At 48.4% G+C, this 21,204-nt stretch carries 23 protein-coding genes and 1 pseudogene; 14 read left to right on the top strand and 10 right to left on the bottom strand.

Translation table 11 applies throughout. The features are described 5' to 3' along the window. The 7 genes from KNO98_RS05240 (at window position 1) to fliT (ending at window position 6,112) form a co-directional block, all read left to right on the top strand. Complete coding sequence (locus tag KNO98_RS05240) at window positions 1-744, top strand: cytidylyltransferase domain-containing protein (protein ID WP_251129953.1); 744 nt, start codon at window positions 1-3, stop codon at window positions 742-744. Between the two features lie 12 nt (window positions 745-756). Next, window positions 757-2,190, top strand: coding sequence for a bifunctional UDP-2,4-diacetamido-2,4,6-trideoxy-beta-L-altropyranose hydrolase/GNAT family N-acetyltransferase (locus tag KNO98_RS05235; RefSeq protein WP_214699544.1), 1,434 nt, complete (start codon window positions 757-759; stop codon window positions 2,188-2,190). Window positions 2,191-2,202: 12 nt separating this feature from the next. Next, window positions 2,203-3,222: a pseudaminic acid synthase gene (gene pseI / locus KNO98_RS05230; RefSeq protein ID WP_214699542.1), complete on the top strand. Its 1,020-nt coding sequence runs from the start codon at window positions 2,203-2,205 to the stop codon at window positions 3,220-3,222. A gap of 128 nt (window positions 3,223-3,350) precedes the next feature. Next, window positions 3,351-3,707 (top strand): flagellar protein FlaG, encoded by a 357-nt coding sequence (locus KNO98_RS05225; RefSeq protein ID WP_214699540.1) that lies wholly within the window; start codon window positions 3,351-3,353, stop codon window positions 3,705-3,707. Between the two features lie 16 nt (window positions 3,708-3,723). Continuing rightward, on the top strand, window positions 3,724-5,373 hold the full coding sequence (gene fliD / locus KNO98_RS05220) for a flagellar filament capping protein FliD (RefSeq protein ID WP_214699538.1): 1,650 nt from the start codon (window positions 3,724-3,726) through the stop codon (window positions 5,371-5,373). Between the two features lie 14 nt (window positions 5,374-5,387). Then, window positions 5,388-5,762: a flagellar export chaperone FliS gene (fliS, locus tag KNO98_RS05215; protein WP_214699536.1), complete on the top strand. Its 375-nt coding sequence runs from the start codon at window positions 5,388-5,390 to the stop codon at window positions 5,760-5,762. Further along, window positions 5,762-6,112, top strand: a complete 351-nt coding sequence (gene fliT / locus KNO98_RS05210) for a flagellar protein FliT (RefSeq protein ID WP_251129951.1) — start codon at window positions 5,762-5,764, stop codon at window positions 6,110-6,112. Before fliS ends, fliT begins: the two co-directional genes overlap by 1 nt. 35 nt (window positions 6,113-6,147) lie before the next feature. Here fliT and KNO98_RS05205 read toward each other — a convergent pair whose 3' ends face one another. Continuing rightward, window positions 6,148-6,525, bottom strand: coding sequence for a DUF3021 family protein (locus KNO98_RS05205; RefSeq protein WP_214699534.1), 378 nt, complete (start codon window positions 6,523-6,525; stop codon window positions 6,148-6,150). A 159-nt stretch (window positions 6,526-6,684) separates the two neighbouring features. Between KNO98_RS05205 and KNO98_RS05200 the strand changes: the two genes are divergently transcribed. Beyond that, the gene (locus KNO98_RS05200) at window positions 6,685-6,870 is read left to right on the top strand and encodes a hypothetical protein (protein WP_026825399.1); all 186 of its coding nucleotides are present in this window, start codon (window positions 6,685-6,687) and stop codon (window positions 6,868-6,870) included. A 187-nt stretch (window positions 6,871-7,057) separates the two neighbouring features. Beyond that, window positions 7,058-7,993, top strand: a pseudogene (locus KNO98_RS05195) (RNA-guided endonuclease TnpB family protein); the annotation flags it as partial. A gap of 93 nt (window positions 7,994-8,086) precedes the next feature. Here KNO98_RS05195 and KNO98_RS05190 read toward each other — a convergent pair. The 9 genes from KNO98_RS05190 to KNO98_RS05150 all read right to left on the bottom strand — a co-directional run bounded on the left by KNO98_RS05190 (window position 8,087) and on the right by KNO98_RS05150 (window position 15,105). Beyond that, on the bottom strand, window positions 8,087-8,587 hold the full coding sequence (locus KNO98_RS05190) for a DUF1572 family protein (protein WP_214699532.1): 501 nt from the start codon (window positions 8,585-8,587) through the stop codon (window positions 8,087-8,089). Between the two features lie 58 nt (window positions 8,588-8,645). Next, the gene (locus KNO98_RS05185) at window positions 8,646-9,965 is read right to left on the bottom strand and encodes an Ig-like domain-containing protein (protein WP_214699530.1); all 1,320 of its coding nucleotides are present in this window, start codon (window positions 9,963-9,965) and stop codon (window positions 8,646-8,648) included. Between the two features lie 144 nt (window positions 9,966-10,109). Further along, window positions 10,110-10,775, bottom strand: coding sequence for a DUF2225 domain-containing protein (locus KNO98_RS05180; protein ID WP_214699527.1), 666 nt, complete (start codon window positions 10,773-10,775; stop codon window positions 10,110-10,112). A 9-nt stretch (window positions 10,776-10,784) separates the two neighbouring features. Then, window positions 10,785-11,228, bottom strand: a complete 444-nt coding sequence (locus KNO98_RS05175; protein WP_026825404.1) for a YaaR family protein — start codon at window positions 11,226-11,228, stop codon at window positions 10,785-10,787. A 24-nt stretch (window positions 11,229-11,252) separates the two neighbouring features. Continuing rightward, window positions 11,253-12,155: a flagellin N-terminal helical domain-containing protein gene (locus tag KNO98_RS05170; RefSeq protein WP_214699525.1), complete on the bottom strand. Its 903-nt coding sequence runs from the start codon at window positions 12,153-12,155 to the stop codon at window positions 11,253-11,255. After that, window positions 12,139-12,519: a flagellar protein FliS gene (locus KNO98_RS05165; protein ID WP_026825406.1), complete on the bottom strand. Its 381-nt coding sequence runs from the start codon at window positions 12,517-12,519 to the stop codon at window positions 12,139-12,141. The genes KNO98_RS05170 and KNO98_RS05165 overlap by 17 nt, the downstream gene beginning before the upstream one ends. Beyond that, on the bottom strand, window positions 12,516-12,806 hold the full coding sequence (locus KNO98_RS05160; protein WP_026825407.1) for an EscU/YscU/HrcU family type III secretion system export apparatus switch protein: 291 nt from the start codon (window positions 12,804-12,806) through the stop codon (window positions 12,516-12,518). The genes KNO98_RS05165 and KNO98_RS05160 overlap by 4 nt, the downstream gene beginning before the upstream one ends. A 9-nt stretch (window positions 12,807-12,815) precedes the next feature. Then, a complete protein-coding gene (locus KNO98_RS05155; RefSeq protein ID WP_214699522.1) occupies window positions 12,816-14,537 on the bottom strand; it encodes a hypothetical protein in 1,722 nt (573 codons plus the stop codon). A 73-nt stretch (window positions 14,538-14,610) separates the two neighbouring features. Further along, window positions 14,611-15,105 carry a competence protein ComK gene (locus KNO98_RS05150; RefSeq protein ID WP_026825409.1) on the bottom strand — a complete coding sequence of 165 codons (495 nt, stop codon included), beginning with the start codon at window positions 15,103-15,105 and terminating at the stop codon, window positions 14,611-14,613. A gap of 271 nt (window positions 15,106-15,376) precedes the next feature. Between KNO98_RS05150 and cspD the strand changes: the two genes are divergently transcribed. The 5 genes from cspD to KNO98_RS05125 all read left to right on the top strand — a co-directional run bounded on the left by cspD (window position 15,377) and on the right by KNO98_RS05125 (window position 21,178). Beyond that, complete coding sequence (gene cspD / locus KNO98_RS05145) at window positions 15,377-15,574, top strand: cold-shock protein CspD (RefSeq protein ID WP_026825410.1); 198 nt, start codon at window positions 15,377-15,379, stop codon at window positions 15,572-15,574. 304 nt (window positions 15,575-15,878) lie between these two features. After that, window positions 15,879-16,442, top strand: a complete 564-nt coding sequence (gene hpf, locus KNO98_RS05140; protein ID WP_214699520.1) for a ribosome hibernation-promoting factor, HPF/YfiA family — start codon at window positions 15,879-15,881, stop codon at window positions 16,440-16,442. A 139-nt stretch (window positions 16,443-16,581) separates the two neighbouring features. After that, the gene (gene secA, locus KNO98_RS05135; protein WP_026825412.1) at window positions 16,582-19,104 is read left to right on the top strand and encodes a preprotein translocase subunit SecA; all 2,523 of its coding nucleotides are present in this window, start codon (window positions 16,582-16,584) and stop codon (window positions 19,102-19,104) included. Between the two features lie 54 nt (window positions 19,105-19,158). Next, a complete protein-coding gene (gene prfB, locus KNO98_RS05130) occupies window positions 19,159-20,259 on the top strand; it encodes a peptide chain release factor 2 (RefSeq protein WP_026825413.1) in 1,101 nt (366 codons plus the stop codon). Between the two features lie 61 nt (window positions 20,260-20,320). Then, window positions 20,321-21,178, top strand: coding sequence for a YitT family protein (locus KNO98_RS05125; RefSeq protein WP_214699517.1), 858 nt, complete (start codon window positions 20,321-20,323; stop codon window positions 21,176-21,178). The last annotated feature ends 26 nt before the right edge of the window (window positions 21,179-21,204 follow it).

Raw genomic sequence — 21,204 nt, 5'->3', positions numbered from 1 at the left:
ATGGCTATGAAAACGGTGGCGATTATTCAAGCACGGATGGGCTCAACGAGGCTTCCTGGGAAAGTACTGATGAAACTGCAAGGCCGCGCGGTGCTTGACCATGTTATTACTCGAGTAAAACAAGCAAAATTAATTGATGAAATCATCGTCGCGACGACAACGTTGAGTGAAGACGATGTATTGTCGGAGGAAGCAAAGCGATATGGTGTTCGTGTTTATCGAGGAAGTTCAGATAATGTACTGAGTCGATACTACGAGGCAGCTATGGAAGCCGAAGCTGATGTGGTGATTCGAATCACTTCAGATTGTCCTTTGATAGACCCTTTCATTATCGATCATGTGATTCAACAATACCGCGACACAACAAACCATCTTGTGACAAATGTAGGGACTAATCCAAGTGAGCGAACGTTTCCAAGAGGTCTAGATGTAGAAGTGTTTTCATTTGAATCCCTCTTCGATGCTTATCATCATGCAACAAAAGATTATGAGCAGGAACATGTCACCCCGTTAATCTATGAACAGCATCAACATAATGTATCTTGTTACGACAATGAAACAAACTATTCTCAGCATCGGTGGACGTTGGATACACCTGAAGACTTGAAATTGATTTCTGAAATTTATAGTCGTCTTTATAAGGGAGAGCATGACTTTTATTTAGAAGACATTATTCGGCTATTTAAGGAAGATCCTCAATTAATTGAGATTAATAAGCATATTGAACAAAAAGTAATAAGATAAGAGGGACACATTATGAAAGTCATGATTTTTACGGAAGGTGGAATAAAAACGGGGTTTGGACATCTGACAAGGTGTATTGCTTTATATGATGAAGTGAAACGGAGAGGAATAGAAGTTGAGTTAATTGTTCAAAGTGATGTAGATTTGAGAAACTTGGTTGGGGACCGTCATTGTACAATCATCAATTGGTATACCATCGATTATTTGTATAGAGTCGTTCAATCTGATTTTTATTGTATCGTTGATTCATACATCGCTACGAGAGATTTATATCAAGTAATCGCTCAACGTTCAAAATCAGCTATCTTTTTAGATGATACAAATCGTATTCATTATCCTGATGGGATTGTAGTCCACCCTTCTCTAAGTACAAATGATGTACCCTCCGGAAGTTTAGCTGGACCAAAATATATCATTTTACGAGACGCGTTTCGAGAAGAGGTACGTCCTTTTATCCGGCAGGATGTAACCAATGTTTTGATTACTGTAGGTGGTACGTTACAACCTTCACTTATCCAATCCATTGTCCATCTCATTTGTTTTAATCATCCAGAAATTACTTTTCATATTTTAATTGGAGATAAGCATGACCCTATTCTTGAACGAGAACTATTGTCCGTGTCTAATATTATTCTGCATCGATATGTACCCAGCCATGAAATGAAACGATTGATGAGTTGTTCAGATTTAGTGATTACCGCTGCTGGACAAACCATCTATGAATTGATTATCTCGGGAGTACCATTTGTTCCAATAAAAATCGCTGAAAACCAAGGGCGAAACATGCTTGCGTTACGCAGTAGAAAATTAATTTCTTCAAATGTGACCTGGGGATCTTCAACGTTTGGTCAAGATTTACAGACTGAATTCAAAAATATGCTTCATATGCATACTCGAACTGAACAAACGATGAATTACGAGGGGTTGTTGGATGGAGACGGTCCTCTACGAATCGTGAATTCTTTACTTCGTAGTCAGGATTTCAATTTCTTTTTAAGAAAAGCAACGATTCAGGATTCTCAACAGATATTTGAGCTTTCAAATCAGGAATACGTTCGTAAATATTCAATTAATCAAAAACCGATATTATGGGAGACTCATAAAAATTGGTACCAACAAGTTTTGTCGTCGAAAAAACATCTTTTTTTTATTGTGACGAATCATTCGAATCAAGTGCTAGGTCAAATTCGATATGAACGAATAACTAATTATGCCGTTATTAGTATCAGCTTATCGGAAATGTTGATAGGGAAAAAAGTCAGTCAACCACTGATTCAGCAAAGCCTTATGATGATTCAACAAGAGTGGAAAGATATTCGTGAAATAACGGCCTATATTTCAAATGAAAATATTGCGTCCAAGAAGACGTTCGAAAGAGTAGGTTTTGAGATGAATGCACACGAAGAAGATAATAAACTACTCAAATACATATATATAATGGAATAAGGGTGACTCTTCATGAATCTTTCAAAACAAGTATTTATCATCGCGGAACTATCTGCTAACCATGGCAGTAGTATTGAAATCGCGAAACAGACAATGAAAGCAGCGAAAGAAGCAGGTGCTGATGCAATTAAAATTCAAACATATACACCTGACACGATTACAATCGATAGTCGTAAAGAGTACTTTCAACTAACACAAGGTACAATCTGGGATGGTCGCACACTTTATGACTTGTACCAAGAGGCCTATACACCGTGGGAATGGCATAAAGAGTTGATGGACTATGCAAAAGAGTTGGATATCATTTGTTTTTCAAGTCCTTTCGACCCTACTGCTGTGGATCTATTAGAAAGCTTACAGGTACCTGCGTACAAAATTGCTTCATTTGAAATCACTGATTTACCACTCATTGAGTATGTTGCCTCCAAGAACAAACCAATCATCATCTCAACTGGAATTGCAACGCTCCAAGAAATTGAAGATGCAGTATCCGTCTGTCGTAAAGTTGGAAACGAGCAAATCATACTATTGAAATGTACGTCAGCCTATCCAGCAAAAGTTGAGGATGCGAATCTCTTAACGATGCAAAATATGAAAGAGACTTTCGGTGTCGAGGTCGGATTGTCTGATCACACGCTAGGAATCACTGCCCCGATTGTCTCAGTTGCGCTAGGAGCGAAAGTGATTGAAAAGCATTTTATTTTAGATAAAACAATTGGTGGTCCAGATGCTAGTTTTTCCTTAGAGCCTCATGAGTTTAAAGCGATGGTAGATGCTGTTCGAGAAGCGGAACAAGCGTTAGGGCGAGTCGATTATCAATTAAACGAGAAAAAAGTGAACAATCGTGAGTTCGCACGTTCTTTATTTGTGGTGAAAGATATTCAAGCTGGGGAAGTCTTCACGACTGAACATGTAAGGTCAATTCGTCCGGGACATGGATTGGCTCCGAAACATATCGATTCCATTCTTGGTAAAGTGGCTAGGAAAGATATCGAGCGTGGAACGCCGATGAGTTGGGATTTGATTAAGTAAATAAAGTGATGGTCGAGGCGACGGGTTACGTCGCCTCTTTATTATGTGTGGGAAAGAAGAAACTTAAGGAAATAGTATTTTGACCGATATAAGAAATGAGACCATAACATGTGAGGGAGTAGAAGACTATGAATCCGACCATTTCTGAAGTCAGACTTCACTTGCCTTCTTCTGTATTACCGTATGAGCAGACTAAAAATGTGTTCGTTGAGGCCAATCAAGCTCAACTCGCCGATGAAGGTATTGTTATTCTTCCGACGCCTCAACACATTACAAAGTTAGAGGCAGCGGTCGAGAAGGCGAATCAAGTCCTTGAAAATCAACGTACCGGTTTGAAATTTATGAAACACGAAAAACTGAATGATTATTATATTCAAATCGTCGATGCGAACAATGAAGTGATCCGTGAGATTCCGAGTAAGAAATCAATGGATTTCTTTGCGGCGTTTATGGAGTTTAATCATTTATTCGACGAACGGATATAAAAAAAGGAGTGGGCATATGACATCACCAATTCGATTTGGCGGATTAGCCAGTGGGATCGATACCGATAGTATCATTAAACAAATGATGCAAGCAGAACGAATTCCAGTAGATCGTTTAGAACAAAAAAAACAAGTGACCGAATGGCGACGTGACTCTTATCGTGAAGTCAACCGCTCACTGTTAGCATTACGAAACAGCGCGGTCGATATGATGTTCAGTCGAAACTATTACGCTAAAACGGCTTCATCCTCTGATGAATCGCGTGTATCTGTCGTTGCGGGTCCATCAAGTGGAAATGCGTCGCTTACCATCAACTCAGCAACGTTAGCGACCTCAGCTTCTCATGTCGCAGTGGCAAATGGCGGAGGTATCACAAATAACACGGCAGTTTCTACACTCGGGTTAGAAGTGGGGATTCGGAAACAAACGTTAACTGCGGGAACAACTGAACTCACAGTGAAACCGTTACCGAATAATCCGCCAACTTTTACAGATAAAGATGGAAATGCGATTTCATTGGCTCATACGTACGATGCGGCGACTGGGAAAATTACTTTCGATAGTGGGGTGACGATCCCTGAAGGTGCACAAGTCGTGTATGAAGCCGGATATCAAGTTCGTTTCCGTAACGAAGACGGTGGAGCTTTACAGACAGTATACGTTGATGAGAATGCTAAGTTTAAAGATCTAGTCACTGCAATGAATGGCACGAAGACGGGAATTAGTACGTTCTTTGATGAAGCTTCAGGACAGATTTCATTAACACGTAAAAGCACGGGCGTGAAATCGATTATCGAATTTGAAGGCACTGCAGCTAAAACACTATTTGGTCTAAGTGGATCCGTAGCAGGAACGAATGCATCTGTGGATGTGAACGGCATTACGTTGACCCAAAGTTCGAACACATTCACGATTGATAACATGACCATTACATTGAAGTCCTCATTCAATGATGGAACAAAAGTGAACTTATCCGCTGCGACAGACACTCAAAAAATATTTGACGGAATCAAAGGATTCGTTGATAAATATAACGAGACTATCGACCTCATGAACAACAAGACACGGGAAGAACGATTCCGTTCGTTTTCACCATTGACTCAAGCTCAGCGTGATGAGTTATCTGAAGACGAAATCAAGAAGTGGGAAGAAAAAGCGATGAGCGGTATGCTCCGCGGTGATACGATTTTACGCGGAACCATGGACAATCTTCGGAGCAAGTGGTCGAGTGCTACAGCTGCATCGAATGACGTCGAGATGTCACGATTGTTCCAAATCGGTCTTTCGACTGGAGCGGATTTCACCAATGGTGGTAAAATCGAACTCAATGAAGAGAAGCTGAAAGCGGCTATCGAAAAAGATCCGGAGCAAGTATATCAGTTGTTTACAGATGCTGAAACTGGATTATTGCCACAAATCCGAGATGCTGCCAAAGATTCGCGCGATACGATTACACGAATCGCAGGAGCGGACGGTTCTGGCTCACAAACCCATTCGATGGGGAAAGAAATGACCGATATTGATTCGCGTATCAAGCGGTTAAATGATTTACTCATCGATAAAGAAAACGCCTATTACCGTCGTTTCACAGCGATGGAAACAGCGATGAACCAAGCGAATGCTCAAGCGGCATCGCTGTCACAGTTTTTAGGCGGAGGCATGTAAGAGGAGGAGTTTAAATGGTAGCCAATCCATATGCAGCATATCAAAACAGTGCGGTCACGACCGCGAATCCACAGGAACTGACGCTTATGCTTTATGACGGAGCGCTCAAGTTCATGCGCCTCGCCAAGCTTGCAATCGATCAGGGCAACCCTGACTTGAAGAACATCAACATCCAAAAGACGCAAGCGATCTTCCAAGAGCTTCGTCTCACACTGAATAAAAACATCGCTATCTCGGCGAATTTAGATTCACTCTATGAGTACATGTGGCGCCGTCTCGTCGATGCGAACGTCAAAAACGATACGACAATACTTGATGAGGTGCTCGACTTCACGACGGAACTCCGCGACACGTGGAAGGAAGCGATGAAACTCGCGAAGCAGTCATGATGCCGATTGATGAGATCATCTTAAAGACGCAACGCCTAAAAGAGTTGCTGGCGCAAGTCCCGGAAGAACCGACGTACGATTCATGGATTGAACAAATCCATGAGCTTTTGGACGACCGAGAAGAGTTGCTTGCGGCACACGGTCCTGACTTGGAGAAAGCCGACCAAACGGTCCTCAGGCAGCTTGTCGACGACAGTCAAAAGATTTCTCGTCTGATTGAAGCCGAACACCAGCGTCTCGGGATGACACTTGGGACAGCACGGATGGAACGGAAGACAGTCAAGTCGTACGTTGACCCATATGAGGACGTCGATTCTAACTTTTCCGGTCTATTCGACCAACAGACATAACAAAGCTCGAAGGCATGCGCCTTCGAGCTTTTGTGTTAAGAGGCTTTGACTTGGTGTCGCATCCGCATGATGAAATAAGAAGCCGTAAACAAGATGAGACCACTTACCGTAAAGTTTAAGTAGAGACGTGTAGCATCTTGAAGCGACGTGATTGGCTTAGCTCCATCGAACCAAAGGAGTGGTAGGATCGTCACGTGCATGACGCTCCAGTGAATGAAAATTTGCTTTTTGAACGACCACTGCCGGACTTCGTAAATGACACTTGTGAGCCCGAGAAAGAAAGCGACTCCTGCGTAGACAAGCATTCCGTGTACGCCGTCCATATTTCCTGACCATCCTTGGTAGAGCGCGAGGATCGCGAACGGAAGTGACCATAAGAGGCTTCGTACGAACCCTTTCTTTAATAATTGCATATGTACCATCCCTTCATTGAATCGTTGAGAATATATACGGACATCATGTAAAAAGGTTTCAGAGAAAAAGCGAGGATGAAATGACGTCTGTTTTCCGCTATAATCGGGTAAACATCAATGTAGCCGTTGCTTCTTTTCTGGAAAGAGGAGGGAAACGAGATGCGTGAGAAAGAGTCCAAACCGGTATCGTCACGGAAACGCCGTTATTTCGTCTATGGTCCAGAGGGAGCATACGATGAGTATGTGGAGCGTGACCCGAAGCTCGAGGCATACGTCGAGGATGACATGCCAATTGAGGAGCGTCCCGACCCATACGAGGAAGAAGAGCTGAAATCAAGAGGATAAGTGTATATGTCAAGGTCCAATTGTGGACCTTGTCTTTTATTTCGCCTGGAACTTTTTCTTAATACGGTACCGTTTGTCAATTCGTTATATTCGTCTTAACAAAAGTAGGCGAGAATTCTCCCTCCCACTCCACGGGTATCGGATGAGGAGAACACATCACGATCTTCGGAAGGGAGGAGGGGCGGACATGCTGAAAGGCTACACATACAGGCTCCACCCGACGCCTGCACAGGCCGAGTTCCTCATCAAGACGATCGGCTGCGCCCGGTTCATCTACAACAAGCTGCTCGAGGACCGCATCGCGATCCGCGAGGAGGCGAAGGCGGGGATCGGAACGAGACGGAAACCGGTGACACCCGCCTCCTACAAGCCCCTGTTCTCGTTCCTCGCCGAGGCGGACAGCCTCGCGCTCGCGAACGCGAAACTGAACCTCGACACGGCGTTCGCGAAGTTCTTCGCCGGGACGGGTGGCTTCCCGGTGTTCAAATCGAGACGGCGGTCGCGCGCCTCCTACACGACGAACAACCAGCATGGCACGATCCGCATCGAGGCGGGCAAGGTCCGGCTCGATGCGGATCGTGCGGTTCACCCAACATCGTCCGTTCGAGGGCGTCATCCGGTCGGCGACGGTCTCGATGACGAGGACGGGCAAGTTCTTCATCTCCATCCTCGTCGAACAGGACGATGAACCCTGGGTCCCAGCCGAGAACAAGGTCGGCATCGACCTCGGCCTAAAACACTTCGCCGTCATGACGAACGATAAGATGGTCTCCGAGAAGGTCGACAACCCCCGACTCCTCCGGAAGTCCGAGGCGAAGTCAGGAAGGAACAGCGCGCGCTGTCACGCAAAATGGCCGGGAGTCGGAACCGGGAGAAGACCAGGCTGATCTTCGCCAAGAGACATGAGAAGATCGCGAACCAACGCAAGGACTTCCTTCACAAGCTGTCGAGACGGATCGTTGACGAGAACCAAGTCATCGTCGTGGAGACATTGAAGTCGAAGGACATGATGAAGGATCACAAGGTAGCGAAGTCCATCGGGGATGTCAGTTGGTACGAGTTCGTCCGTCAACTCGAGTACAAATCAAACTTCTATGGACGGACGCTCATCAAGGCAGACCGTTGATGAGGTGAAACACCGGATTCAATATCGACAATTCCCGTTCAACGGTTCGTTCGAGCGACGTCTCCTCGAGCTTTCCCGATCAAAGACGTCTCACTTCCTTTGATGTGGTAGCGGGATCGACAACACGTCCCAGTCGCTTCCGGCAAATAGCTTCGACAGATAGACAATCTGCCCGACATGGTAGCCATAATGCGACACTTGACGTTCAATCGCATCGATCACGGAATGGGCTTCCCCTCGAATCATCACGTCCTTTCCTAAATCATCTGGTGTCAGATCGGCTAGGACGTCGTCTAACAACTGCCAGCGCTCGTCCCACACTTTCATGAGTTCTTCACGAGACAGTTGCTGGTCCTCGAACTCGGCGTCGCGATTACGGTCCGGTTTCTCGCCGTCCGTCGTCAAAAAATCGGTCCAACGTGACTTCATGTTATTCGCCATGTGCTGGATGATCAGGGCGAGGGAGAGTGTATCCGGTGCGAGTGTCTTGTGCAGGTCCTCGTCACTTACTTGGACGAGTGCGCGCTCGGCGAGTTGTTTCTGGCTTTTGAAGGTGGCGCGTACGGTATCGAGATATTTTGTTTCAAACATGAAAAAAACCTCCTTTTGAGTTCAATGGTTCTATACCCAATTGGAGGTTTCCTATGACTTATTTCGTTAATACTTTTGTCGTTTTGACGGTGCTGCCGTATTTGTTTTTGGAAGTCAGCTTAATGACCGTTCCAGCACGTTGCTTGGACACTTTGAACGAATAATTCCCTTTTGCGTCTGCTTTACGCGTATACGATTTTTTCCCGATCGTCATGACCACGCTTGCATACTTTTCCGTCTTACCGGTCACAGCTGTCGATTTGGTCGACACTTTGTTGACGGATAGGGCAGGGTGCAAGTGCGTCGAGTTGATTTGAAGGCGATATGATCCGCCGAGACGGTCGTAGCTGCTCTTCTCGAGCTTCACATAGTATGTCCCTTTTGCGAGAGACGTACTCTTCCGATAACGCTCCGCCTTGCTCAAACCGTCGTCTAAAATCGTGTTGCCTTTACTGTCGGTCAAGTTGAACGTACTCCATTCGTTTGTCGGGGCATATAGGTCAAAGGATACGCGACTCGACTTCGGTAGGACGAACTTGTAGTAGTCGACCGAGTCGTTCCAAGATAAAAATCCAATCTGCTGTTTGAAGAATGGGAATGCGCTCGCCGTACGTGGTGTATTGTTCGATTCCTTCTCTACATTTTTAGCTGCTTTGAATCCGGCACGAAGTTGGTACGCGCCACCGAACCCGTCGCTATACCCGTAATCACTTCCGATTCTCAAATAGTACGAGCCAGGCTCTAGGTCAGCTGGCAATTGTACCGTTTCTTCATAAATCGTGTCCGTATAGATGACCTTATTGCTTCGATTGATCAATTCGACAATAAGTACTTCACCCATGGAAGACTCGACCTGAAGATCAAGTGACCCTGCTGCTTTTAAGTCAATCTGATATACATCGATCGCGTCCTGACTCGAGATGAATCCCGTTTGCCATTTGTTCAGTGGAAGGAGGGCAGAAGAGCTGACTGCTTGGTTCGGCTCCATTTCATCGTTGTTCGCTGGTGTGAAACGGTTCGCTAGACGGTAAGGAAGCGGTTTTTCTTCCCATGCGGATTCGTTTTTGACAATGATGCGATACGTCCCCGCTTCAAGAGCCCCATTCAAGACATAACGTGTCGTCCCTAAATTGCCCGGCAGGCTTAGCTCCTTCCCGTTCCGTTCGACTCGAACGTCCAATAGGTTGTCCCCATACTCTAAATCCACTTCTACTTGTCCTGCACTCGGTAACGTCAACGTGTACTCCTCACTGAATGTCGGGGCAGATAAAACTCCTCTTATTTCTGCGTTGGGTCCAATCGTTTGCCCCCTCGCCAATACTGAAATCGGGAACAACACACCGAGTAGGACACCGAGCGCCAATAGCCATCGTTTCATCATCATTTCCTCCTTAAAAATAGATTCCACTTGCTATCATAATCGGATTGAATGACTAAAACTGATGATTTTCGTGTAGGAGGAGAATCGATTTTTGAGATTTGTCAGGTTCCATTCGACAAAAAAAGACCGCTTTCGCAGTCTTTATGTATGCTCCAACCGAAAATCTTCCCAATGCTCGCGGGCCTGATTCCGGATCCGCTCCGATACTTCCTTACTGCTGAGAAGGATCCCGTACCAGCGACGCGCATCTTCGTAGTTGTCGAGTGCGGCCGACAAATCGGCAATCCGTAGCATAAGTTGGTCGTACGGTAATCCGGTCCGGATCGGGTCCGTATACGCTTCCTGCACTTCGTTGTATTTATCGAGCGTTCGCTGCATCCATTCCTTCTCAGACGCCGTATCTTCAATCAATCGGTACATCCATACGATTCGCATCCCGAGCATGGCGACGACAGACGGTTTTTGTCCGCTCAATTGGGCCGTCATGACCGCGAACTTATACAATAGAATCACGTGTTCAGGTGTACGGTCACCTTTCAATACATCCGCATTTACTTGATTGTAATAATGTGTCTCGAGTGCTTCCCGGTTGTGTTTTCGCACTTTGTCGAACGAGTCATGGAAGACAAGATGACAGTGATCACAAACGGTCGGTTCGTACAAATACGGGTTCGGTCCGTCATACGTAGTGTATCCGTCCTTCTCGACTTCGAGCGGACGAATGTGACGCGACAAGACGCGGTTCGTCTTACTTTCCTGTAAACAATACGGACATTTGACTTTCTTCAAAAACAAATGTTCTGCCATTTCGACACCTCACACATAGACGTTGACGAGCAGTCCTCGAATCTCACCGACCTGGTCGAGAAGGGAGAGGCGAGAGGCTTCTCCCGAGATGACCTGATCCGTCAGCGCGAGGAGTTTTTGGTCGACTTGTTCGACGACCTTATAAATCTTCGCGCGGCCGCGGCGATTGAATCCGCGTTTGTCCTCGAGACGGAGTGCCGCGTCAACGGCCTCTTTCATAAAGTCTTTAATCAGCTGTTTGTATTCGGCGAGCGCCTCGACGGTCTGACTCTCGGCGAGCAGTTCTCCTTGTTCATGGATCGCGGCGATTTGACGCTGGAAGCGTTCATGTTCACGGTCTTCGCGCTTTTGACCGATCACATTTTGGAAGGAGACGCCAGGTTCGACTTCGGGACGCTTTGCCTTACTTGAGCCGAGGAGCGATTGCGTCTCCATGATGCGACGAATGTCCATATGGGCAACCGTCCTTTCTATAGGTTAGTTCAATAATTGTAACACGCCTTGCGGTAATGCGTTCGACTGGGCAATCATTGCCATGCCGGACTGGTTCAAGATGTTTAGACGAGCGAAGTCCATCATTTCACGGGCCATATCGGCATCACGGATTCGTGACTCAGACGCCGTCAAGTTCTCAGAACCGACGGCGACGACGCTGACGTTCGCCTCGAGACGGTTTTGGATGGCCCCAAGTTTTGAACGTTCGAGCGAGACCTTGTTGATGGCCGCATCAAATTTCGCGATTGCTTCTCCCGCTTTGTCTGGCGTCAACACGCTCAGCGCGTAGTATGTTTCCGACGCTGTCGCCTGATCATTGTCGTGATCGACGGCAGGAAGTTCCCCACCACCTGCTGTCGTCGTCGTGATGTCGAGCGCGTGCGCCCGCATGTCTTCGACGTTCAAGATGACGGCCTCGTTATTACCGGCACCGATTTGGAAGAATAACGTGTTCTTGCCTTCTTTGTATTCTCCGTTCATGATTTTCTTCGAGTTGAATTCGGTCGTTTCCGCGATGCGCGTCACTTCGGCAGTCAACGCGTTAATTTCTTCCTGGACAGCTTTCGCATCGTCCTCACTGAGCGTCCCGTTCGCCGCTTGGACAGACAGTTCGCGCATCCGTTGGAGAAGGGCGTGTGTCTCGTTCATCCCACCTTCAAGCGTCTGTGTGAGCGAGATGCTGTCGAGCGTGTTGCGTTCTGCCATCGAGAGCGAGTCGAGGCGCATCCGCATCTTCTCGGAGATGGCGAGACCTGCCGCATCGTCAGACGCTTTGTTGATCCGAATCCCACTCGAGAGACGATCCATCGTCTTTTTCATCGAGGCTTGGTTCAGAGAAAGGGATGAATAGGCTTTTAATGCTTGAACGTTATTGGTAATTTTCATAGCGGTTTCCTCCAGTCGGGGCAAGTTGGGTTTTAGCACGCTCCATCGCTTCGCTCCACGTTTGATCGAGATCGCTTGCGAGAGTATGTAGTTCGGCGATTTTTTGCTTGTCCTGATCGATGATCGCTTCGACACTGGCGTTCGCCATGTAGAGATAGATTTCATCGAGTTGTGCCGCGATGATCCCACCGCCGTCATGGAGTCCTTGATGGAGCTTGACTAACAGCTCACGGGCTTGACGAAGGTGGCGATTCCGTTCCGCGATCGTCGAGTCTTGGGCACGTTTGTAATGATAAACGAGCGCGTGTAACATCGCCTGCGTCAGTTCTTCAGGCCTCATTTCATATAGCTGGGTTGAATTCATCTTTGGTCTCCTTTGATTGAATCAAGTTCTTCTATTAACAACAACACTTCTGCCATCACGTCATATAACTGTGGTGGGATGGCGTCCCCTAAGTCAAGGTCGAGCAGATGTCCGAGCAAGGAATGGTCGTTCTCGACCGCCACGCCTCGGGCACGTGCTTCCTGTAAAATCTTTTCAGCGACGGCACCGGTCCCGCGGGCGACGACGACGGGCGCTTTGTCCGTCGACTCGTCATAGCGGACGACCGCGGCCGTCTTTCGTTTCGTCAAATCCATGCGTTGATACATCGGGACCTCCTAAATTCTAAAGTCATAACCGGTAGTCGGTGCCACCTTCGGTTCTTCGGTGACACGTTCGGCTTTCGTGAGCGGTTTGAACTGGGTCGTCACGCTCTTATATCCAATCGTCTCGAGCGTCTGTTCGATCTTTCCAAGAAGTGGACGGGCGATTTGCTCGACCGTCGCATCGTCGTGTTCGAGCGTGAGTCGGAGGTTCCGATCTTTCGCTTCAAGCTTGACGCCGATTTCTCCGAGGCGCGGTGTCTCTAATCGAATGTAGAGGACGCTATTCTCCCAGTCGACGACGTCTCCTGCTTCCCGGTTTTGGATATGGACATGGATGCCGGTGTCAATCTCTTGTACTTTAGCCGGTAGGGCGAACAAGAGCTGATGAAGCTGACCACCATCGAGGCGATTGAGCGTCTGTTGTACTTGGAAGAACGAGGCGAGTCGTTGTGCCTCGGGGTTCGTCGTTTCCGCTCGTACTGACAAAGCCGACGTCGGCGCATTAGAGGTCGTTTGAGCAAGTTGTTGGGCCTGGACGCGTTGCGTCACTTCCTGGACCTGTCGACCAGACAGCGTCGAGTCGAGTTTGAGCGGAGCAACGGAAGGGATTTCTCCGGCGCGTGTCGCCCCGTGCGGGATATATTCGATGCGCACTTGGTTCGGAGCGTATCGGAAGTCGTTCAACGTCGCCCGGACTTCTTTGACGAGTGTCGCACTTTCTTGTGGCTTAGTCGCAAGTAAAGATAAGGCGAGGTCGAGCTTGGCCGTCATGGTGACGAGCTGCTTCTCTTGAGTGATATCAGTATGAAGTAGGGCGTCCGTCTTTTGGACGAGTTGCGTCAAACGGGTCGATACGGTCTCGAGGGCAGGGCGTGCCGCATGCGGGTTCGTCTCAATCAACGCGGCGACTTGTCCGAGTTGTTTCGTCACCGTTGCCTGTTCGCTTCGGAAATTGTTCGTCACCGTCGCGAGATGGCTCGTCACTTCCTTCACCATGACCTGTCGTCCGTTGACGAGAGGGAGCGTCATCGGTTCAGAACGCTCCATCTTCGGCGGTGCAGGCAGGTCGCGGATGGTACGGTCGACCGTATCTGGTGTCGGTATGATGCGTTCGCTCACGGGACGTGATAGGTTGACGAGCTCGACGTACCGCTCTTTTTGCGGGTACGGGGCGTTCTGTGCCGGTGGTGTAAGCTGTTGTCTCGCTTCATTCAAGGAGAGGACAGCGATCTCCCGTGCCATTTCACGAGGGACGACTTGCGTGTTGAGCGTCTTCAAATGAAGGATGACGTCTCGCATGTCCCCTTTGAATGCCGTTTCGAGAAGGCGCACCGTATCCTCGTTCATCGGTAAGCGTCCGGTTTGTAGCAGGCGACTGACTGCGCTTCGCACTTCGGGTGGAAGGGAAGCGAGGAGCGTCTGGATCTTCGCGTCAAGCTTTGACGACGCGGAAGCAGGTGGCGCGGATTCAAGCGTTTCTTCCTTTTGGGGAATGACGGTCGCCATCAACATGCCATCCTGTTCGGCAAGCGTCACTTGGAACGGGTTCGTTTTTGGAAGCCCATCTTTGAATGTGACCTCGACTTCTTCACCGTTGATTTTGACGATTGCGGAGTCGGGGCCGGTCTGTTTGACGAGTTCGGCCTTATACGTCCGGTTCGTCTGAATGCCTGGTAAGACCGAACTGACAGCGGTCGCTTGGGCTTGAATTTGCATGTTTGTCACCTCGACCATAATATCGACCTCTTTTAAAAAAAATGAAGCGAACAATAGAAAAAAACCTCCCGTCTTTTCGACGGAAGGTGAGTCATGATTCGAGCACGGGGCCCGCATTCATTTGTTGGAACCGGGCGACGAGTTCGCCTGTCGCTTTCAGTTGGTTCCGAAGGACGTACGGTGTTGCGTTCGTTTGGATTTGATGTCCATTCGTGGTGAGGAGTAGCCCGTTTGGCTCTTCCTCGATGTTCAGTATGTCTCGAATATGGGACCAAGCATACCATTCACAATCGTCTCGCTTCGGAGACTTCGTCGGGAAGAAGACGAGTCCGGTTGTCGGTTCGATCACGACAGGGACTTTCCCTTTTACGCCGGCGACGCGTTTGGCGATGAAGATTCTTTCCTCGATCGAGCTGTTGTACTGGCGGCAAGATAGTTGCAACAACTGGTACGGCCGGAGCGGGGTTGAAATCTCGGTGCCATCCTCGAGAATGATCCGTGACTGCTTCATGATATCAAAGCAAGGGAGAATCGCCACGGTTCGCTTTGTGATGCGATATTTTTCCTCAGAATAGTAGGAGCGCATACGCTGCACCATCCTCCTCGTATTAGATTTTCAGGATCGGCTAAAGACAAACGGCACAAACCTAAATCATCCCTTCAATGATATATCACAAAAAATGTAAATTCAATAAGGCAATATGAAAAGTAGGGAAATATAATTCCAATGAAAGCCAAATAACGAAACGTTTACAATAATTTGAGAAATTGTTTGTCACGCTTCCAAGAAGGTGGTAAGATTAGCCGTAGAGGACAAACCTCTGTATTCTCCAATGGTGAAAGGAATGGATTTACACATGGTAGGTAAAGTAAAATGGTTTAACTCAGAAAAAGGTTTTGGATTCATCGAAGTTGAAGGCGGCAAAGACGTGTTCGTACACTTCTCAGCAATCCAATCTGAAGGTTACAAATCACTTGACGAAGGTCAAGAAGTAGAGTTTGAAATCGTTGATGGCGAGCGCGGCCCACAAGCGGCTAACGTTACAAAATTATAATTTCAGACCACGAAGCCAGTTCCCTTGGGAGCCGGCTTTTTATTTTGTCTATATAATTAAAAAAGGCGTTTAAAAATGAGTGGAATGGGTATTTTCTTTCTATACCTTTCGCTCGTTCTAGGAAATGTTACATTAGGAACAAAATTGTCATTATTTTCTGATGATAACGTTTTCAAATATAGCGATTTCGGGGTATAATATTAATGAGCCACCTGATTCCACTTTCTTTTTAGAAACGAAGCAGGAGATTCCGTCTCGTTTGACGAATCAATGGTTCAAGCGGTTATTTTAAGGAGGAGTTCAGATGATTTATAACATTCGCGGCGAAAACATTGAGGTCACACCAGCAATCAAAGACTATGTCGAGAAAAAGCTGGAGAAGTTGACTCGGTATTTCACAACTCCTACGGATGCACAGACGGCTTACGTCAACTTAAAAGTGTATAATGAGAAACAAAAAGTGGAAGTGACGATCCCGATGCCGAACTTGTTGCTCCGTGCCGAGGACATCAACCTCGACATGTATGCGGCAATCGACCTCGTCGTCGATAAATTGGAACGTCAAATCCGTAAACACAAAACGAAGCTCAACCGTAAAGGACGCGGAAAAGAAGGTGGCGTCGGCGAGTACTTCAAGTCCCTCGAAGGAATGGATGATGCATCGGCCGTCTACGATGAGGACGAGGCAGAACTCGAACTCGTACGGACGAAACGTTTCACATTGAAACCGATGGACACGGAAGAGGCGATTCTTCAAATGGACATGCTCGGTCACAGCTTCTTCGTCTTCTCTGACGCAGAAACGGGCAACACGAACGTCGTCTACCGTCGTAAAGATGGAAAGTACGGCTTGATCGAACCTGAATAATGAACTTGACCTTACACGACCCTCCGGCTTCGGGGGGTCGTTTCATTTTGCCTTTCCTTGAAAGGTGGCACCACTTCGGTTAAACTGTACATTAGGGAAAAAACATGCATTTTTTAGTGAATGCAGAGGAGATATGAGTATGGCGAACTTTTTGAAAGAGTTATTTGCTCCACAGAAACGAGTGTTGAAAAAAGCAGAGAAAGCGGCCGACTTGATCGAGTCGTTCGCCGAACCAACCAAAGCATTGTCAGACGAACAGCTTCAGGCGAAGACAGAAGAGTTCCGAGCCCGTCTCGATAAAGGCGAAACGCTCGACGACATCTTGCCAGAGGCGTTCGCAGTCTGTCGTGAGGCATCAGAGCGCGTGCTCGGGATGCGTCACTACCCGGTCCAACTTATCGGGGGCTATGTGCTCCATAACGGTGACATCGCCGAAATGAAAACAGGTGAAGGGAAGACGCTCGTCGCGACACTTCCTGTCTATTTGAATGCGCTCACGGGCCGTGGCGTACACGTCGTAACGGTCAACGAATATTTGGCAAAACGAGATAAAGAACTCATGGAACCGCTCTATTTCGCTCTCGGTCTTTCGGTCGGTCTCAACGTGTCGAACATGGACCGCGTCGAAAAACAAGCGGCTTACAATTGTGATATCACGTACTCGACGAACAACGAGCTCGGATTCGACTACCTCCGTGACAATATGGTCCTTTATAAGGAAGACCGTGTTCAACGTGAGCTCTATTATACGATTGTCGATGAAGTCGACTCGATTCTCGTCGATGAGGCGCGTACCCCGCTCATCATCTCGGGATCGGCACAAAAATCGACCGAGCTCTACACACGTGCGGATGCGTTTGTCCGTACATTGAAAGAAGAAGAGGATTACACGGTCGACGTGAAGACGAAATCAGTCCTCTTGACGGACCAAGGGGTCGACCTCGCCGAGAAGTTCTTCGGTATCGATAACCTGTTCGCCATCGAACACGTCGCGGTCAACCACCATGTTGGGCTCGCGCTTCGTGCGAATGCGGTCATGCACCACGATATCGACTATATGGTGCGTGACGGACAAGTCATGATCATCGACCAGTTCACAGGGCGTGTTATGGATGGACGCCGCTACTCGGAAGGTCTTCACCAAGCGATCGAGGCAAAAGAAGGCGTCGAGATTCAACGCGAATCGATGACGCTCGCAACAATCACGTATCAGAACTACTTCCGTATGTATGAGAAGCTTGCCGGGATGACCGGTACGGCGAAGACAGAGGAAGAGGAGTTTCGTAATATTTACAACATGCAAGTCGTGACGATCCCGACGAACAAACCGATTCTTCGCGACGATAAGTCGGACCTCATCTTCAAATCGATGGAAGGGAAGTTCAAAGCCGTCGTCGAAGAGATCTCTTCAGTTCACACGACAGGACAACCGATCCTTGTCGGTACGGTCGCCGTCGAGACTTCAGAATATTTGAGCAAGCTCTTGACGAAGAAGAAGATTCGTCACGATGTCTTGAATGCGAAAAACCACGCGCGTGAGGCAGAAATCATCGAGAATGCTGGTCAAAAAGGGTCGGTCACGATCGCGACGAACATGGCCGGTCGTGGTACGGATATCAAGCTCGGAGAAGGCGTCGTCGACCTCGGTGGTCTCTACATCATCGGGACAGAGCGTCACGAGTCACGCCGGATTGACAATCAGCTCCGTGGTCGTTCAGGTCGTCAAGGGGACCCGGGTAAATCCCAGTTCTACTTGTCACTCGAAGATGAGCTCATGCGTCGTTTCGGGACGGACAGCCTCCAAAGCATGATGGAACGACTCGGTATGGATGACACACAACCGATTGAGAGCCGCATGGTCTCAAAAGCGGTCGAATCGGCTCAGAAACGCGTCGAAGGAAACAACTACGATGCGCGTAAACAGCTTCTCGGTTACGATAACGTCATGGCCGACCAGCGGAAGGTCATGTACAAGGACCGTGCGAGCATTCTCGAGAACGAGTCGGTCACGGATATCGTCCGTTCGATGATGGCCCAGACGGTCGAACTCGGAGTCGGGCAATATACGCCGATCGAACTCGTACCGGAAGAGTGGAACATCGACGAGCTCGCGCACTGGTCAAACCAGACGCTCGCGCTTGAAAAACCGGTCGAAGGCAAAGACTTCTACGGAAAAGAACGGGAAGAAATCGTTGAACTCCTCATGGAACGTGTGAACGAGCAGTATGAAGCAAAACGTGAACTCGCACCACCTGAGCGCTTCAACGAGTTCGAAAAAATCATCGTACTCCGTGCCGTTGACTCGCACTGGATGTCCCATATCGATCATATGGATCAGTTGCGTCAAGGGATTCATCTCCGCGCTTACGGGCAGAACGATCCGCTCCGTGAGTACCAAGCGGAAGGGATTAGTATGTTTGACGCGATGAACGCGGCAATTTCAGAAGAAGTGACAGGCTTCGTGCTTCGTGCCGAAGTCGGGGACAACCTCCGACGTGAGAAAGTCGTCGAAGAGGAAGTTGCCGTCTCTGGAAAGGACGATGCACCAGTCAAGAAAAAACCGGTCCGTCGTTCGAAAGAAGAGAGCATCGGCCGGAACGATCCATGCTGGTGTGGCTCTGGTAAGAAGTTCAAGAACTGTCATGGTAGACAACAGGCTTAATTATTGAAGAGGCGGGTCCGCTCGCCTCTTTCCTACGGAAAGGTGAATCACACTATGGAAATTTCAGATATTCGGAACGAACTTGAGGCAATGGCGAAGCGCCTCGAAAATTATAGAGCTTCTCTCAACTTGACGGAGAAGGAAGCGCGCATCGCCGAGCTCGAGAATGAGATGACGTACCCTGACTTTTGGGACAACCAAGAGAAGGCACAGAAAGTCATCGATGAGTCAAACGGTCTCAAAGCGATGGTCGACAAATATCAAGACCTCGCAAGCAAACATGAGGACGGCGAAGTGACGCTTGAACTCATCAAGGAAGAGCCGGAAGCAGAGATGCAAGAAGAGCTCGGAGAAACGATTCAAGCGCTCAAAAAAGAGTTCGATGACTTCGAACTCGAAATCCTCTTGAACGGACCGTACGATGCGAACAATGCAATCCTTGAATTGCACCCGGGTGCGGGCGGTACTGAGTCACAAGACTGGGCATCGATGCTCCTTCGCATGTACCAACGTTTCGCCGATAAACAAGGCTGGAAAGTCGAGACGGTCGATTACCTTCCGGGTGAGGAAGCTGGTGTCAAATCTGTCACGCTTCGCATCATCGGACACAACGCTTACGGTTACTTGAAAGCGGAAAAAGGGATTCACCGTTTAGTCCGAATCTCTCCGTTTGACTCGTCGGGTCGTCGCCACACGTCGTTCGTTTCATGTGACGTCATGCCGGAGTTCGATGACGACATTGAGATCGAAGTACGGACAGAAGACCTCCGCGTTGACACGTACCGCGCGTCAGGTGCCGGTGGACAGCACATCAACACGACAGACTCGGCTGTCCGGATTACGCACGTGCCGACGGGCGTCGTTGTCTCGTGTCAGACCGAACGCTCACAAATCAAGAACCGTGAATCGGCGATGAAGATGTTGAAAGCGAAATTGTACCAACGCGAACTCGACGAGCAGCAACGCAAACTCGACGAAATCCGTGGCGAGAAGACGGATATCGGTTGGGGTAGCCAAATCCGTTCGTACGTCTTCCATCCGTATTCGATGGTCAAAGATCACCGGACGAACCACGAAGTCGGAAATACAAGTGGTGTCATGGACGGCGACGTCATGCCGTTCATCGATGCTTACCTTCGTAAAACAAATATGTGATGCATGTGGCTCAAAGACACCTGTCTTTGGGCCATGTTGTGTGTAAAGGAGAAATTCTTTAATGAAGCAAATCGTCAAAGACTATCTGTATTTGTTGACCGGTTCGATGTTCGTCGCCTCGGCCTTCAGCTTATTTCTATTGCCGAACAATTTGGCGTCAGGTGGGGTGAGTGGGATATCGGTTATCACGTATGAACTGTTCGGGATTTCACCGGGGGCATTTCAGCTCGTGGCGAACGTACTACTTCTCATCATTGGGTGGACCATCCTCGGTCTTGGATTCGGGGTGAAGTCGCTCGTCGGCTCCATCTTCTTACCGGGTGTCATTCTTTTCTATGAAGCGATCGATGCAGGGGCTGCCGTGAACGACACGCTCCTCGCCGCCATATTTGGCGGTGTCGGTGTTGGAGTCGGGCTAGGACTCATCTTCCGGGGACGTGCCTCGACAGGTGGAATGGACTTGATTGCGCAGATCTTACATAAGTTCACGCACATCCCGCTTTATTTATGTATCGCGCTCCTCGACGGCATGGTCGTCTTGACCGCCGCCCTCACGTTCTCGTTCTCGACCGGACTTTATGCACTGATCGCCCTATTCATCACGGTCAAGATGATCGACTTCGTCCAGCTCGGATTCACGCAGGACAAGATGGCCTATGTCATCTCGGAGAAGCGGGACTTCATCGTCCGTGCCGTCTTTGAGGAGCTCGATCGTGGAGCGACCGAGATTCAAGCAATCGGGGCTTATTCTCGTCTCGATCGTCCGATGCTCATGATCGTCGTCCGTCAGAGCGAGGTGAGTCGTCTGAAAGAAATCATTCGTCGGATTGACCCCGATGCGTTCCTCGTCTTCAGTGAGGCACATGAGGTGCTCGGACAAGGGTTCACGTCGGACAAACGCTATATCAACGTTCCATAAGTTGTGGAATCTTTGTGTACTTTTCG

Origin of the sequence: Exiguobacterium sp. s57 (genome assembly GCF_018617685.1) — a bacterium.
Lineage (GTDB): Bacteria > Bacillota > Bacilli > Exiguobacteriales > Exiguobacteriaceae > Exiguobacterium > Exiguobacterium marinum.
This window is presented reverse-complemented; position numbering and strand designations above follow the sequence as displayed.